Annotated in this window: 12 protein-coding genes; 6 read left to right on the forward strand and 6 right to left on the reverse strand. The window is 57.1% G+C overall.

Going from position 1 to position 16,061, the window contains the following annotated elements; genetic code table 11:
• Window positions 1-7: 7 nt before the first annotated feature.
• From AC1DF8_RS17900 to AC1DF8_RS17910, 3 genes are all read right to left on the reverse strand, one after another.
• Window positions 8-802: an alpha/beta hydrolase gene (locus AC1DF8_RS17900; RefSeq protein WP_113013739.1), complete on the reverse strand. Its 795-nt coding sequence runs from the start codon at window positions 800-802 to the stop codon at window positions 8-10.
• Between the two features lie 421 nt (window positions 803-1,223).
• The gene (locus AC1DF8_RS17905) at window positions 1,224-2,060 is read right to left on the reverse strand and encodes an acetoacetate decarboxylase family protein (protein ID WP_312866510.1); all 837 of its coding nucleotides are present in this window, start codon (window positions 2,058-2,060) and stop codon (window positions 1,224-1,226) included.
• A 122-nt stretch (window positions 2,061-2,182) separates the two neighbouring features.
• Window positions 2,183-5,041: an ATP-binding protein gene (locus tag AC1DF8_RS17910; protein ID WP_478154328.1), complete on the reverse strand. Its 2,859-nt coding sequence runs from the start codon at window positions 5,039-5,041 to the stop codon at window positions 2,183-2,185.
• A 401-nt stretch (window positions 5,042-5,442) separates the two neighbouring features.
• On the opposite strand from AC1DF8_RS17910, the gene AC1DF8_RS17915 reads away from it, so the two are divergent.
• The 6 genes from AC1DF8_RS17915 to AC1DF8_RS17940 all read left to right on the forward strand — a co-directional run bounded on the left by AC1DF8_RS17915 (window position 5,443) and on the right by AC1DF8_RS17940 (window position 12,772).
• Window positions 5,443-6,795, forward strand: coding sequence for an ABC transporter substrate-binding protein (locus AC1DF8_RS17915; RefSeq protein WP_183879257.1), 1,353 nt, complete (start codon window positions 5,443-5,445; stop codon window positions 6,793-6,795).
• A 36-nt stretch (window positions 6,796-6,831) separates the two neighbouring features.
• Window positions 6,832-7,809, forward strand: a complete 978-nt coding sequence (locus AC1DF8_RS17920) for a branched-chain amino acid ABC transporter permease (protein WP_478154329.1) — start codon at window positions 6,832-6,834, stop codon at window positions 7,807-7,809.
• Window positions 7,806-8,738 carry a branched-chain amino acid ABC transporter permease gene (locus AC1DF8_RS17925; protein WP_183879253.1) on the forward strand — a complete coding sequence of 311 codons (933 nt, stop codon included), beginning with the start codon at window positions 7,806-7,808 and terminating at the stop codon, window positions 8,736-8,738. Before AC1DF8_RS17920 ends, AC1DF8_RS17925 begins: the two co-directional genes overlap by 4 nt.
• The gene (locus tag AC1DF8_RS17930; RefSeq protein WP_183879251.1) at window positions 8,728-9,516 is read left to right on the forward strand and encodes an ABC transporter ATP-binding protein; all 789 of its coding nucleotides are present in this window, start codon (window positions 8,728-8,730) and stop codon (window positions 9,514-9,516) included. The genes AC1DF8_RS17925 and AC1DF8_RS17930 overlap by 11 nt, the downstream gene beginning before the upstream one ends.
• Entirely contained in the window at window positions 9,516-10,208 is a 693-nt protein-coding gene (locus tag AC1DF8_RS17935) for an ABC transporter ATP-binding protein (RefSeq protein WP_478154330.1), read from the forward strand. The genes AC1DF8_RS17930 and AC1DF8_RS17935 overlap by 1 nt, the downstream gene beginning before the upstream one ends.
• A gap of 98 nt (window positions 10,209-10,306) precedes the next feature.
• Complete coding sequence (locus tag AC1DF8_RS17940; protein WP_478154331.1) at window positions 10,307-12,772, forward strand: PAS domain S-box protein; 2,466 nt, start codon at window positions 10,307-10,309, stop codon at window positions 12,770-12,772.
• 19 nt (window positions 12,773-12,791) lie between these two features.
• Here AC1DF8_RS17940 and AC1DF8_RS17945 read toward each other — a convergent pair whose 3' ends face one another.
• From AC1DF8_RS17945 to AC1DF8_RS17955, 3 genes are all read right to left on the reverse strand, one after another.
• Window positions 12,792-13,175: a response regulator gene (locus AC1DF8_RS17945; protein ID WP_183886755.1), complete on the reverse strand. Its 384-nt coding sequence runs from the start codon at window positions 13,173-13,175 to the stop codon at window positions 12,792-12,794.
• Between the two features lie 51 nt (window positions 13,176-13,226).
• On the reverse strand, window positions 13,227-13,871 hold the full coding sequence (locus AC1DF8_RS17950) for a response regulator transcription factor (RefSeq protein ID WP_478154332.1): 645 nt from the start codon (window positions 13,869-13,871) through the stop codon (window positions 13,227-13,229).
• 177 nt (window positions 13,872-14,048) lie between these two features.
• Window positions 14,049-14,459: a GFA family protein gene (locus tag AC1DF8_RS17955; protein ID WP_478154333.1), complete on the reverse strand. Its 411-nt coding sequence runs from the start codon at window positions 14,457-14,459 to the stop codon at window positions 14,049-14,051.
• Window positions 14,460-16,061 lie beyond the last annotated feature (1,602 nt).

Consider the following 16,061-nt stretch of genomic DNA (forward strand, 5'->3'; position numbering starts at 1 on the left):
AGGCGCGTTACTTCTTGGCGGTCGAGGCGTCTTGCTCAGCCTCGCGGGCAGCTCGGATGATCACCTCTGCCACTTGCCGGGGATGGGATTCGTATACGGAGTGGCTTGCTCCCTTGATCTCGATCGTGCGGCTCTTCGCTCTTTCGTAGTACCAGCGCTCCAGATCCGGGTTGATGATCTGGTCATTCCCCGCGACGATTGCCCAACTCGGCTTCGTTTTCCATGCCGCTGCAGTCAGCGGTGTGGTGAACACTTCGGCTGCCGCAAGCACCTGCGACCGGGCCTCGAATTCTGCCTGCCCTCTTGGCATGTCCGGAGCGAAGAGCTTCGGGAAGTCGACCGGGTTCAGGTACGTATAGCCGTCAGGCGTCTTCTTGATTGCGCCTTCGGTCTTGGCCAGGACGCTTGGAGTTTTCTTTCCAAGGGTGCCTTCGTCTTCGCCGACATCGGGTGCGTGTGCGGCGACGTAAACCAGCGCAGTCACGTTCGGGTGGACGCCCGCCTCGGTGATGATCGAGCCGCCGTAGCTGTGACCGACGAGAAGTGTCGGGCCGTCCTGAAGGTCGAGAACGCGCTTGGTTGCAGCCACGTCGTCCGCGAAGGACGTCTCGGGCTCCTGAGCCATCGTGACGTTGAAACCCTCCTTGGTCAGGATTTCGTAGACGGGTTTCCAACCAGAGCCATCCACCCAGGCGCCGTGCACCAGAACGATATTCTTGAGCGGTTCAGCGCTCGCGGGCGCCGCCAGCGCGATGAATGGAAGGGTGGCTGCAAGGGTGACATAGGTCTTGAGCTGTTTCATGGCTATGGCTTCCTGTGTGGTTGCATTGAGACAGGGCTCGGCATCTTGCGAGCACAAAAAGTAAGTCATGCGACTGAACTGGAATTCCGTTGCAGAAGTCCGATCACGCCTTGCTGCAGTCACCGACAACGGCATCAAACAGCGTCGCTACGTGGGTCGTGAAATGGGCATGTGATTGGGTAGGCTGTTTTCTCCGCATAAAAACTAGCTTCGATGGTCCCGTTCGAGAATCACACCTAGGTGTAGGACGGGCACGACCATTGCATGCAAAGGACAAGGAGGACGACATAGCCTTTCGGCCGCTCTGGGAACCGGTTCCGGACCAGACATCCATGGGGGGCGTCCGCTTGTGTGCACGAATTCGCCAGGTGCCGTGCGACGACATGGTCGCACCGCACCACCAGCAGGTGCAGCGAGCCCCCTAAGCCAGATAGTCCTTGAGTATCGGAAGATCGGAGACCGAGTACGACATGCCGAAGCGAAATCCTCGCCCCACCTCTCGCGGCGCCAGGGCATCCATATCCTCACCCTCGACATGGGGTATCGAAAGTTCTGCGGACCCCGTCCAGAAATCCGAAAACGTAAGATTGTCCATCAGCGACAGCGTCAATTCATCGACCGCGGGCCTGCCCTGCTGGCTGGCGCTCAGCGATGGGAAATATCTCCGTATCGTGGTCGGCCGATTGAACACCTTTGCCGGGTCCATCACCTTTTCCCGGAGTTCGATCCGAGCTGTTGCCATTCGCTCTCCGTGAGATGAAACACTCGCGCCGAAACGGCTTCCCGGTTCAAGCGGGCAGGCGGCGGCACCCGGCGCAGAAAAGCTCCTTGTTTGATAGATGCTGCCAAGTTTCTTGGGATAACCCTGAATCCAGCCGCGTGCGATCGCCGCATCGTTATCGACAAAGATGAAAGGACAAAAATTGACTGGCCGGCCTTCGAGACGTGCTTCCACGAGGATGAACGCCTCGCGATACTGATAGCGGGCTGGGTCCGTGTGCTCGTCGTTCGAACCTGTGAACTGCCAGTCGAGAAACCAGAAGAACGTGCGCCCCTCCGATTCGTCGTCCGGCGTCAGACCCATAGGAAGTAGGGCCGCGACAGCGGCGGGATCCGCCCAGTATTCGACGGCGATGCAATCGCCGGAATAGTGCCAAGGTGGCGGCGGGGTCAGTGAGGACTTACCGTCCGGCGTCAGCGGAACTGTATATCCCGAGAGCATTCGTCGCGCCTCCATCAAATGGCCGGTCGGAAGCACGAGATCTCCCGTTCTCTCGCATGGAACACACCTATACCGGGAAATACGAGTTTAGATTTGTGAATCGTTGTGAAGGTCCGAAGCGCTGCGGCGAAGCGATCCCAAATCGAGGCGCACGGATGTTACCGGAGTTCGTCGAGCAGCTGGCGTGCCGAGCTGACTTCCCAAGCCTCAACGTCGCCGTTGAACCGGGAATGCACAGCTAGAATAAGAGACTTTGCCTCCACGGATTTTCCTTTTTGGGCCCAGATGCGAGCGAGCGAGGTCGCTGCTCCTAGTTCCCAGCTCAAAGCATTCTGCCGGCGAGCAATCTCGATGGAACGGGTGAGGCAAGCTTCTGCTTCGGCGGAAGGTGTCGAAATTGCCATTAGCACTTCGCCTTTTGCGTGCAGTAGGGCTGGCAGCCAAAGTGTGGCGCTTGCCTGATCGGCCTGGTTTAGGGCGTCGTTGATCATGAACAATGCCTCGTCGTAATCACCTAGCCGTCTCAGGCCTTCGGCGAGCGCACGCCGTGTCGCCAGTGTCTGCACGTGATATTGATTATCGCCCATTGTCTTCAGCGCATCGCGTAGCATGTTGACGCCTGGTTCGACCTCACCGCGCGCAATCATGAGCTCACCACGTAGCGCAAGGCCGACAGCTTTTTGCGCATGGAGCGAGTATCTGAGGGCGTGAGCAATAACCTGTTCGCAAAACGAAAACGCCTCTTCAGATTGGCCACCCCAGTGCAGAACCGGAATGGAATCCAGGAGGACCGCGCAAAACAGCACCGGGTGCGATGAATTAATCACGCGCGAGATCGCCTCGCGTGCCTTTGCGATACCCTTCGTCTGTGCGCCGCTGATCCAGAGCGAGCGAGCATATGTGCCGAGCGCCCGGACATGGTAGTCGTACCCAAAGTACACAAATTCTGATGGGGCGGTGTTAACAGCAAGTCTAAACCCGCGCTCACCGTGCATGACAGCAGCGGACTGATTTCCCGCAACGTGGTGGGACGCCGCCAGGGCCCATTCGCTCATTGCGTTCTCCGCCACCCCCCCAAATTTTTCCGACAGGGCTGCAGCACGCTTTGCGACGTCCAGGGCCTTCGTAAACTCGCCACGACGGGTAAAGAAGACATTCAAGCCGAGAAGCAGGTAATGCTGAAGCCGATCCTCGCCAAGCTTTTCAGAAAGCTCCAGGCCACGTTCGAGAGCTGCTTTGACTTTTTCGCTGTCATCCCACAGGTACATCGATGAAAGCGCGAGTGCTTTCTGCAGGTAGAGTTCTCTTCGTTGGCCCCGATCGCTCGGCAGAAGTGCCGCCATCGCTTTGCTGCACCAGTTACTGCATTCGGCGAGCAGCGGGAAAGATGCAAGGAACAGGGGAGCGGCATGGGACGTGAGCTCAATGCCGATGCAGACACTTCCAGAACTGGAAAAACACCAGCCCAACGCCTGGCGGATATTGCCGATATGCGGCGCGTATGCCTCGACATTGTGCCCATGTGAAACGAGATCATCGGTTTCATGCATTTTCAAAAAGTCGGCGAAATATTGTGCGTGTCGCATCGCCACCGCGTCCGTTTCGCCGCTGGCCGCAAGTTTGGCGGCGGCATAAACGCGTGTCGTGTCGAGAAGCCGATACGTGACGATCCCGTTGGCGGGCGATATCCAGATAAGAGACTTGTCCACCAAGCTCGCAATGGCATTGGTGGTCCGGGTTGTGTCTTCCGAGGACCCGGCGACTTCGATAGCAGCCTCAAAGGTAAATTGTCCGACGAATATCGAAAGCCTGCTCAGCACCTCCTGCTCAATGTTGGACAGGAGATTGTAGCTCCAGTCGAGCATACCCTGAAGCGTTTGGTGACGAGGCACGGCATTGCGGCGCCCCTGCAACTGGAGCTCGGCGTCGTTACCCATGAGATCGAATGTACCCTGGATGCCGAAAGTGCCGACACGGCTTGCGACAAGCTCGATCGCCAGGGCGATGCCGTCGAGGCGGCGGCAGATATTGGCGACCGTCGGTGCCTCTGCGTCAGTAAGGCTCAACCTATGCCCAGAAGATGCAGCTTTCTCCATGAAAAGTTTGACAGCAGGAGAGCCAAGGGCCTGGGAAGCCGTTGTCACTTCGCCGCGCGGCGTATCAAGAGGCAGAAGCAAGTGCACGTTCTCACCGTCTACGCGCAACGCCTCACGACTGGTGGCCAATAAATGGAGCGATGGCGCAGCATGGAAAAGGCGTTCCGCAAGGGCTGCGGCGGCCGAAATGACATGCTCACAATTGTCCAACACCACGAGGATCTTCTTCCCGGATACAAACGCCAGGATGAACGGTTCTACCTCAGGGCCTTGGACAAAACAGCCGAGAGCTGAGGCGACTGCATTTGGAACCTGCTGGGCATCTTGGACCAGAGTGAGATCAACGAAATAAATCGCGCTCCCTTCGAATTCCTGGCGAAGCGAATGAGCGACCGCCACAGCGACGGTGGTTTTTCCGATGCCTCCTGGACCTACGACTGTGACAAAGCGGCGTGACAAAACCAGCAGCGACAGGACATTCACTGTCTCTGTTCGACCAAAAAGAGATGGCAATGCATGGGGAAGGCTCTGAGAACGCAGCTCGCTCGTCTCAGCAGTCGGTGATCTCTCAGGTGTGACCGGCCCTCGACGGATTGGTGCTGCGAAAGTATATCCGCGCCCTGCTACGTTCAATACATAGCGTGTGTCGTCCTCGCCGTCTGCCAAGGCCTTTCTCAGGGAGGCGATGTGAACCCTGAGGTTCGACTCTTCGACCGTGAGGCCCCTCCAGACGAGCTTTGTCAGCTCGTCACCCGTCAAGATCTCGCCGGGTCGCTGGGTCAGCGCGATGAGGATATCAAGCGCACGGCCGCCAATTGCAACCTGTTTGCCGTTCTTAGCCAGCAAACGTTCGGAGGCGATTAATTGAAACGGACCGAAATAGAGACCCTTGCTGGTGTCCGGATCGCTCTCATTCCACATGACAACCGTCCTGGAAGTCTCTACCCAGCGTGTCTGAGTCACCGTCCGCTATAGCGCAACCGATCACAAGAATAAAAAATCCGTTTTGTAGCTGCTTCAATTTCGTTGGCCCCATTACATCCTGTTGCCGGCGATCATCCCGACCGGGTGAGGTCGGCAATACAGCTGTAAAAGAAAGCTTGCCGCGGCCTTTCTTTGAGGCCCGCATCTCAATGCTGCGATGTGGTCACAATAAATGAATGAGAGGAGCGTCTCCGCTCAAAGTCCACTTAGAGGCCTGCATTCGTCGGCCCCGTCTGTCAGACGCCGGCAGACATCGCTTTTGCCGATCGCTTAACCCAGGTGCTCGTCTCATCGGGCCTGTTGGGTCACGAGCTTGATTGGCAGCGATTAGAAACCGAATGCTGCCGTTTGTCCATGGGACATGCCAGGCAGTTCCGCAGGACTTGACCTGCATTGATATTTTGAAAGCGTTGGATTTTAATCGCGTTTCGGACACAAAATGGGCTCTCCTGATGAGTTTGTTTCCCAAAGCCGCGATTTTCATAGGCTGTCTGGTGGGCGTCGCCCTAGTGTCCGTTGATGCGGGCATCGCCAATGCGAAAGACATGTTCATCGGTGCGTTGATTGAAGCATCGGGGCCGATGTCGGAAATGGGGCCGTCCGTTGAAAAAGCAGCGAAACTTGCGGTGTCGGTGAGTAACATCGCTGCGAAGGAGGCCGGACTTGATCTTTCGGTCTATCTGGTCAGCGCGGATTCTCAAGGAAACCCTCAGGCGGCCGTCTCTGCTGCGCGGACGCTCGTGGACAAGGGCGTCTCGTGCATTCTCGGACCGGCAACCACGCCCGAGTCAATCGCCGTCCTCAACGGCGTGACATTACAGCGAAGGATTACGTTGTGGCCGCAGGCATCCAGCACGCGGCTGCGCGCTGTCGAAGACGGCGGAACGATTTTCCGCACACTCGCACCGGATGACCTCCAGTCGAAGGCGTTGGTCCGGGCAATCGAGACCTATGTCGGTGCCCGCAAGAGGGTTGCGATCCTCTTTCGAAACGAGCCATACGGCGACGCTCTGTCTCGCACGTTCAGATCGGATTGGGAGGCAAGCGGTGGAACGATTGTCTCGAGCATCGCATTCGATCCCACGCAGCAAGCCTTCGATTCCGAGGCTGCTCAACTTTTCGACGAAAATCCCGACGCCTACGTCGTCATCGATTATCCCGACACTTACGCGAGGCTCGGGGCAGCACTCGTCCGCAGCGGTAAATTCGACCCAAACAAACTGTTTGTTGCGGATGCGTTGTCTTTCGCCAGAGTGCCCAAGAGCATTCCGGCGCGGGCCATCAACGGGGCTTACGGCGTTGCCGGCGGATCCCCCCGTGGAACCCCGGCATACCGATTATTCAACGAACTTTGGCGGCAGGCGGGAGGGGCGGAAGCCGGTTCCTATGCGGCGAACGTGTTCGATGCGGGCATTCTCTGTGTTCTTTCGGCCATTGAGGCTGGTGCAACCGATCCAGAGCTCATTCGCCAAAAGGTCCGAGAGGTGACAAGGGAAGGGGCGAGGCAATTCACCCTTGAGACATTGGCGGAGGCCGTGAAGGATGCCGCGGCGGGAAGACCGATTGATTATATCGGGGTGTCGGGAGCATTTCGCTTTGCGCCGAACGGAGATCCCACGAGCGGTCTTTATGATATATTCCAGTATCGGAACGGCGAGCAGGTGACGGTCAGGCAAATCGACGTGAGGTAAGCTTTGACGAACCGGAGGAGTGGCCGAGGCTTGAGAGTGTCAGCTACCGCGCAAGCCTACTTCACGGGAGTGCCGAAACCGGCGAAACTGCTGGTATCTCTCTTCTTTATCTTCCTCTGCTTGATTGCATTTTTTGGAACCGTGAAAGTCTCGCAAGCGACGATCAACGGATTTGTAACTGGTAGCTACGTCGGCCTCGGTGCAATGGGGCTGACGCTCATAATGGGCGTCATGAAACTCGTGAACCTCGCATACGGTGATTTTCTCGTGGCTGGGGCATACTTCACGTTGATGTTCACCGCGCTGGGTATGCCACTGCCGCTGTCGGTGCTGCTGGCCATCTTGGGGACAGCGCTTCTCTCGATTCTGGCCGAAAAACTCGTTTGGCGCCCATTACGGAATGCTGGCGCAAGCACACTTCAATGCTTCTTGTCCGCAATAGGATTAAGCTTTCTCATTCGCTTCACGATTCAGTTTTTTGGCGGCAGCGAGTCACGATCGTTCGATATTGACGTCCTGTCGACGATGGTTTTAGGGCCTTTTCGCGTGGGGACCCAACAGGCGCTCGGTTTCGTCATGGCCCTGGCAGCTTTGTCGATGCTTGCAATAGGCCTGTGGATCAGTGGTGCGATGAAGACGATGCGGGCGGTTTCTGACAATCGTCTGCTTGCCGAAGTTTGCGGTATCGGTGTCGGGCACACCATAGATCTCACATCGCTCTTGTCGGGCCTGCTGGCTGGCGCCGCCGGCATTGTCTATGCGACAGCTGTCGGAAGTTTCAATCCAAATTTCGGTCTGACCTTGTTGCTCAGCTTGTTTGCCGCGGCCACGCTTGGCGGAATTGGCAATATCTACGGCGCAATGCTCGGGGGCTTGGTGATTGGCCTCTCGCAGGAGTGGTCTGCTTTGTTGCTCGGCGCAAAATGGAAGCCTCTCGTGGCTCTGGTTTTCCTGGTTCTCATGCTCCTTGCTGTACCTCGTGGCATCTTCGCTCGCGCGCAGCGCCGCCCATGAGCGTGGATTTCTGGATCAATGTCGGGGTGATCGCGGGCATCTACGGAATACTCACGCTCGGGCTCCAGCTTAACACCGGATTCACGGGTCTGCTGAATTTCGGCCAAGCAGGGTTTATGGCAATCGGTGCCTACGGGGCAGGGATACTGGTCGCCGAAGCCGGGTTTTCCCTATGGTTGGCATTTTCGGCGTCTCTGGTTTTATCTGCCGTTGTCGCGATGGTAATTGGATGGTCAACGAGCAGGCTCGGGCCGGATCAGTTCGCAATCGTGACGATCGCATTTGCCGAGATCGTTCGGCACATCCTGCAAAACACTGACTTCAGCGGCGGCAACCAGGGCCTGATCGGTTTCGATGTGGAATGGCGATCGGCCAGTGAGTGGATCACTTCATTATTCTCAGGGATCGGTCTTGGTGAATACAAGCAAATCCCTCTCTTGCTGTTTGTGTGGATCACGTTCGCGGCACTAACGGGACTGATGAAGATGCTCGAACGGACGCCGTGGTCCAGGGTCCTCCGTGGCATTCGCGATGACGAGACAGCGATCGCCGCGTTGGGAAAAAACACCCTGTGGTTCAGGATGCAATCTTTGGCAATAGGCGCAGCACTCGCCGCGGTGGCCGGATTCTTCATCGCTCTCGATGTGACATATTTATATCCAGGCATCTTTGACCCGACCTTTACGTTTTTCGGGTTTGTCATCCTGCTTATTGGGGGCCTCGGAAACTACTGGGGAATAATGTTGGGAAGCGTGGTGTTCTGGACGCTGATGGAGGGGTCACGGCTCATCGAGACGTCGCTCTCCGCGACCGAACAGGCGTCTCTCCGCTTCTTGGTGGTTGGATTTTTGCTGATCGTCCTAAGTCGCGTTTACCCCCATGGTTTCTTGGGCAACAGAAGAGGACGGGCACGCGACCATGACTACTGATATGCCCATCTTGCGAGTAGCAGGTATCTCCAAAGCTTTCAGCGGACGTTGGGCCGTCTCGAATGTAAACTTCGACATTCAGCGTGGATCTGTGACAGCGCTCATTGGCCCGAATGGCGCGGGGAAAACCACGCTGTTCGATCTGATCACCGGACATTCCCGGGCAGATGAGGGCAAAATTCTTTTCAACCAGCAGAGTATCGTGGGCCTGCCGCCCCATCGTATTGCGCGTCTCGGCTTGGCACGGTCCTTTCAATTTCCGCGAGTTTTCTCTGGAATGACCGTGATCGAGAACTTGATGGTGGCATGTCCGGGACAACCGGGAGAGCATTTGGCGTCACTCTTCGTCGCGCCGCGATCCGTCCGTGATCGGGAAACGATCGGACGCGCCGCCGCCGAAGGAATGCTGGAGAAACTGAGGCTTGAAAAGAAGGCGGATCAATATGCCGGCACGTTGTCTGCCGGTCAAAAAAAGCTTCTCAACCTCGCTCAGGTGTTGATGACCGAGCCGTCCATGGTCCTGCTTGACGAACCAATGAGCGGAATGAACGAAGGGTTACGATCAACGATTTTCGAAACGATAATTTCCCTACAGGGCCGGTCGAAGACCACGTTTTTATTTATCGAGCATGATCTCGAGGCGGTCATGACCTACGCTCATCATGTCTTGGTGATGGTTGAAGCCTGTGTGATTGCCTCAGGCACCCCGGAAGCCGTCTCCTCGGACCCACGGGTCATCGACGCCTACATGGGCGACCTGCAATTCGGGTCGCTGTGATGACGGAGCTCCTCGTCGCCGAGAAATTGACAGTCGGCTATGAGGCTGATCCTGACATCTTGAATAATATCAGCCTGACTGTCTCCCATGATGAGATCGTGGCAGTTGTCGGGTCCAACGGTGCCGGCAAATCAACTCTTCTAAAGGCTTTGATAGGGTTGGCCCGGCTGCGTAGTGGCAGCATCAGGCTAGATTCGACGTTTGTAGAAGGCATGGCGCCCAGCGAGTTCGTGAAGCGCGGAATGGGTTATGTCCCCCAGAGCGACAATGTGTTTGAATCGCTTTCCGTGGACGAGAACCTCGAGATTGGCCTCAGGTCGCGATCCGACATAGCCCTTCGCCCTCGCCGCGAAGAATTATACTCTCGTTTCCCCGCACTGGCAGAACGGCGCCGCCAAAAGGCGGGAAGTCTCTCCGGGGGTGAACGTCAAATACTCGCACTGGCGCGGGCCTTGATGCCAAGGCCGAGGATTTTGCTGCTGGACGAACCCACGGCGGGCCTGGCCCCCCGGTTTGTCGAGCGCATTCTTGATCAGATCCAGGCGATTAACCGATCAGGGGTCGCCGTGCTCATGGTGGAACAGCACACCTCCGCCGCACTCAAAATATCTCATCGGGGTTACCTTTTGCGCGGTGCGACTAACGAAAAGGCGCTAGCGATCGTTGACGGAGCAACCATCACAAGCCTTTAGCTCGCTCCTGCATCTGTCGAGTAATCGAGCCCGGGGTTAACACAGCGAAGGGCGTTCACAACGATTCACAATACTAAACTCGTATACGACATCCCCTGATGTCATTGACTTCGTTCGATACCGTCATGCGACGGGAGCAGTTTATCGAGGGAGAGCGACATGTTCACAGGGCAGTGGATGGCTTTCGTACCGGTAGCGGCAATGCGTTGGTGCGCAACGATGGTGGTGTCGTGAGCACTCTTGAACTGTTTCGACGCCGCGCAGTGCCGCTGCTGGCAGCCGGACGGATTGAGCGCCATCGCTGGCTTCTTGCGTTCTGGCTATTAGGAGGTGCGGCTATAGGCCTGTTCAGCCTGGCTTGCGCAGCTCTTGGCTTCAACTTGACGCCTGCTGCGCTTGTACTCCTATTGGTCGTTATATTCCTCGCGCTATTCGACAGCTGCATTTCATCGGTCTTCTTTTCGGTTCTTGCTGTCGGATGCTTGAACTTCTGGTTTGTTGGCCCGCTGCACACGTTCATCATCGGCAGCAGGCACGACCTCGCGACATTGATTGTCTTTCTCCTGTCTTCGCTTTTTGCCGCATGCCTTATCAGACTGGTTCGCAGCTTGGGCGTGTCGGAGCGTGAACAGGCAAGCTTACTCGATCTGACAAGTGACGCCGTGTTTGTCCGCGATGCCGACGACATCATCACGTATTGGAACCGTGGCGCGGAAGAGCTGTATGGATGGTCCCGTCACGAGGCCATAGGAAAGGTCGCCCACGAACTTCTGAAAACAAGGTTTCAGGTATCGCTTCTCGAGATAAACGATGCATTACGTCGTTCAGGGCGTTGGGAAGGCGAGTTGATCCGCACGACCCGCACCGGCAGGCGGATCTCAGTTTCCAGTCGGTGGTCACACCGGCTCGAAGATCGCAGGAACAGTGTCGGGACGCTGGAATGCAATACCGATATCAGTGAGCGCAAACGTACTGAAGGCGAGCTGAACAGGAGCCAGGCGGCCTATCTTGCTGAGGCGCAGAAGCTCAGCAACACAGGAAGCTTCGGGTGGAACCTCTCGACTGGCGAGCTTTTTTGGTCGGCCGAGACCTTTCGAATATTTGGCGTGGAAGAAGGAGCAAGGCCATCAATGGCTCTTGTCCTGGAGCGGACGCATCCGGACGATCTGCCTGTTGTTCGAGATCTTCTTGTCAAAGCCCATGCCGATCGGCGCGACTTTCGACATGAGCATCGTCTTCTGATGCCAAATGGGGATGTGAAACATGTTCGCGTGGTTGCCCGATGTGACTTCGGCAGCAAGAACAGTCCCCAATTCGTCGGCGCAGTCATGGATATCACCGCTCAGAAAGAGGCCTATGCGAAGCTGGAAAAGAGCGAGCAGCGGTACCGCTATTTGTTCGACCGGATGCCCATCGCGCTATGGCAGCTTAACGCCAGCAATCTGGTTGCCCAGTTCAAGCAGCTCAGATCCGAGGGCGTGACGGATCTGGACACCTATTTCGACGAGAACCCCGCATTCCTGAGGTCATGCATGGAAGCTATGATTTTCGAGGAAGCAAATGAACGTGGCGTCCAGATGTTCGGTGGCCGTGGGGCGGACGAGTTCAAAGGCAAGTCCGTTGTCGGCACCTTTGAAGAGAGCTCAGCGACCTTCCGACGCGCAATGGTGTCCCGTTATCGAGGGAATACCAACTTCGAAGAAGAAACCAAGATGGTGACGCTCGACGGACGTATCGTAGACGTGCTTTTCACAACAGCGCGCGTTGGTCTCTCCAAAGACCCTGATACCAGCCTTGTCGGTGTCCTTGACATCTCCGCCCGGGTCGAGGCTGAACGACGCCTACAGCAGGTTCAGGCGGAATTCGCGCACGCCGCCCGTTTGTCTGTCCTTGGCGAGTTGACGGCGTCGATAGCTCACGAAATCAATCAGCCGCTGGCCGCAATCGCCAACGCCGGGGCAGCCGGATTGCGATGGATAAACCGTCCGAAGCCCGACCTTGACGAAGTGCGAGATTCTCTGACCTCGATGTTGCATGATGCCAAGCGGGCAGCCGAACTCATCGGCCGAATTCGAGCAATGGCGAACGGGAAGCCTCCGGAGCGGACGCAACTCGACTTGGACGAGGTCATACAGGAAGCGCTGCAGTTCTTACGCCACGAGATCCAGGCACGTTCCGCAATCGTGACCCATGAGAAATCGCGGCAGCCACTCGTCATAGCTGGGGACCGCACACAGGTGCACCAGGTCATCGTGAACCTGGCGATAAACGCACTTCAAGCCCCACGTCCCCAACGGAGCAACCCACACATCGTCGTGCGGTCAGGGACCTCCGCTCGCAATAGGGCGGTATTCACCGTCGAGGACAATGGAGCAGGGATCAATCCCGGTCAGGCCAGTCGGCTTTTTGAAAGCTTTTTCACCACGAAGGAGACCGGAATGGGAATGGGCCTGCGAATATGCAAGTCCATCGTGGAAGCTCACGGAGGGGAAATAACCGCAGATACCGTCAGCAGCATCGGCGGCGCCTGCTTCTCGGTCAACTTGCCTATCGTACCAGCTTGAGAGCAGCGTTCGCGTCCGATCAACCGCAGGCCACCTGAGAGGTTATCACCTTCGAGAGGTTGGCGGCCAAGAGGTCGCCATCGATGGGTTTCCTCAGGAAATAGGACGCCCCGTTTGCAAGGGCGCTGTCTTCCAGGCCAGGCTCCGCATGAGCGGTAACGACGATGACGGGCACGGTCGAGCGTTGAACAGTCATGAATTTCGTCAACTCGATGCCGCTGATACCAGGCATCTGGACATCTGTGATGAGGCAGGAGCACTCGTCGAGCGTGCTGGATCTCATGAATTCCTCAGCGGATTCGAAGCCACGCGCGTCGTATCCCATCGAACGAACAAGACGGACGAGTGACGAGCACAGTGATCGATCGTCGTCAACAATTCCGACCAACGTTACCGCTACCACTCGTGAAATCCTTTTTCTGTTTCGACTTATGGGCGCCCGTCCTGCGCCGGCTTATTGCCTGTAGCCTATGCCGAGCATTGGCCTGACCATGTCGGCCATACGCACGAGATCCGGGAGTGTTCGAGCCTCCATCTTCGTCATCGCAGCGCGGCGATGGATTTTGACCGTGACTATGCTGATACCCAGGTAACCAGCTGTTTGCTTGTTCATCTTTCCAGACGTTGCGAACATCATCACTTCCTGCTCGCGCGGCGTAAGGCGTGTGAACCGATCATAGATATCCGCAGCCTGATCCGTGTTCGCGCGTCGGTCATGGTCACGGCCAATTGCCGAGCTTATGGCGTCCAGCATGTCCTGATCTCGAAAAGGCTTGGGCAGGAAGTCGACGGCTCCCGCTTTCATGGCACGTACCGACATCGGAATATCGCCGTGGCCGGTCATGAAGATGACAGGGAGGAAGATGCCAAGATCATTGAGTTGCCCTTGGAATTCCAAGCCACTCACTCCGGGGAGGCGAACATCCAGCACCAGGCAACCCGGTTTGTCGGGCAAAGGTTGGCTTGTAAGTTCGGTGACGGATCCGTAGGTGCGGGCGTGTAAACCAACCGACCGCAGAAGTTGACAGAGCGTGTATCTTACAGATTCGTCGTCATCGACAATGTGAACCAAGGCTTTATCGGTCAGATCGCGCGTCATGATCTTACTCGGTATCAAGCTGGACGAATTTATCCGCGGAAATATACCATTCGCGTATTGTACAGGCTATCACACCAAGGTGTGTTTGGTTCCTTTTGGCAGGCAATTTTCAGGTGCTGCGGCGGGCGTGCCCAACGCAAGCAGAGCGAATGTATCGCCCGACCCAGACGCGTCGAACTAGGAACCCGTTCGGTCGCTCTCCCTGCTAGGCGTGTCTTCCACATGCTGGGTCGCTCCCTCTATCGCGTGCAGCCAGGGTTCGCGCCTCTTCGTCCAAACCTCGATATCAGGGAAGAGCCGGGCAGGCGCATCGTCGAGTGAGCCCAGGCGGATCTCGACATCCTGTTCATTCAGGCAGAACAGCCTGCCTCCGCACAGAGGGCAGAAGCTGCGGCCCTTATAGATCCTGGTAACGCCAGAAAAAGAGAATGCTTCACGCGGCCAGTGGGCGAAGGTTGTGAAGGAGGATCCGCTTTCCTTTCGACAATCAGCGCAGTGACAAAGGCCGATGCGATAGGGCTCTCCCTCCACCTGATATCGAACTGCGCCACACAAGCAGCCGCCGTGACGAGCCATGCTTTCCTCCATCACCGTTTTCAGTCCACCTCCAGAGAACCGATCTCATCAACGAAAAGTTCAATTGGTGCGGCGTAGCAGATCCATTCCAGGAGCAGTTTGCCGACATCGTGACAACGCTTTTGGGCAGTTGTTATTTCACGTCGTGGCAGCCAGACAGGAAGTTGGCCTCGCTGAGCAGCCGAGACGACGGCGAGTTATCTGGACAAGGCCCACCCAATCCTTCTGGAAACCATTTGGTAGCCATAATCTGGTCGGCGCGCGAACCAATTCTCCGCCCAGTCGTTCCCATCGAATGACGGAGGTGCTCGCTGTGGATCAATCGCGAGAAATGCCCCTGCTGGCGACGGTTGTGATCGGAGCCGTTTCAGGGCTCGTGTCCTTAGAGGTCGTGGAGATGTTCCAGCTGTCCGGCCTTTACTATATCGGGGCCGTCGGAGTTCTCATTTTCTTGACGACTCAGTTCGGCCTCCGCTCGATGCAACAGTTTTGGGAATAATCGCCCAACAGGCGTCCCATCTCTCGACGGGAAGGGCGGGAAGGTAGAAACGACGGTAAGTCCTTTTCGCCAGCGCTTTTTTCTCGATCCAGCGGCAGCTTGAAAAATGGATCGCTGCAATCGCGGCGAGGTCTCCGAACCCCCAGATTCAAACGATAACGGTCATCGCGAACCTCACGGGTCGCTTCTGCGTTTTGCTTGGAGCGGAAAGACCTCCAATGAGCAACGATGAAGATCGAAGAATGGACGATGCGACGACGGGCGAGGCAGTGTCCTTTCCCTTCGACAGGATGACAGCGCAACGGTTCCGGGAGACGTTCCCGCGTGCGCGCTGGAGCGAGGAGAAAAAGGCCTGGTTCGTGCCCGGACGTACGGCGCGGCGCCGTATCGACCGATGGCTTGCGCGCGAAGCATCCCGAACCGAGCCCTTCGCGGATGAGAGGGGGCGCGACGCATATAATTTCGAGCCTATTCTCAGTCCCTACCTGAACGTGGGCGACATTGGCTTTTGGATACGCACGCCTTATTCTCGGACGGCGGTGGAGGAACTCCGGCAAGTCCCGTTTGCAAGATGGGAGAGTGCGAAGCGCGCCTGGCTTGTCCCCTTTTCGTCCTATGACGAACTTCTGCGACGTTGGAGGACCATCGAAGAGGCCGCGCTGCGCAATGAGCCGGACGAAAGACGAAAACGCGCGGCTGCGCGAAAAGGGACGCAGGAGGAAGCAGATAGACGACGGCGTGCGGCCGAGCGACGTCGACACAGGCTGCCGGTTGCAGGCAACGATCCGCCGCCGCCCGGGAGATCTGTCTCCACAAATGCATACGGAATTGTCCTGATCGTCGAGGTCACGGGCGAAATTGTCGATCCCGAAATTGCGCAGGAGTTCTATCCTTCCTCGGGGGAGGCGGTCTGGGCATTATGGAGAAACCCGACCCTGGACGAACTTGTACATACCTGGCCGTCAAGAACCCCGACCGGAGACACTGAGAGATCGCGCGGCTGGTGGCAGCCGACGCTCGACGAACCGCGTGAGGCAAGGAAAAGCGCTCGGTCGCGCGAACGACGCCTCAAGCAGCCCAACGGGTCATGATTTGCTTACTCCCACCGATCACCG

This window comes from Rhizobium sp. 05N49 (assembly GCF_056396805.1).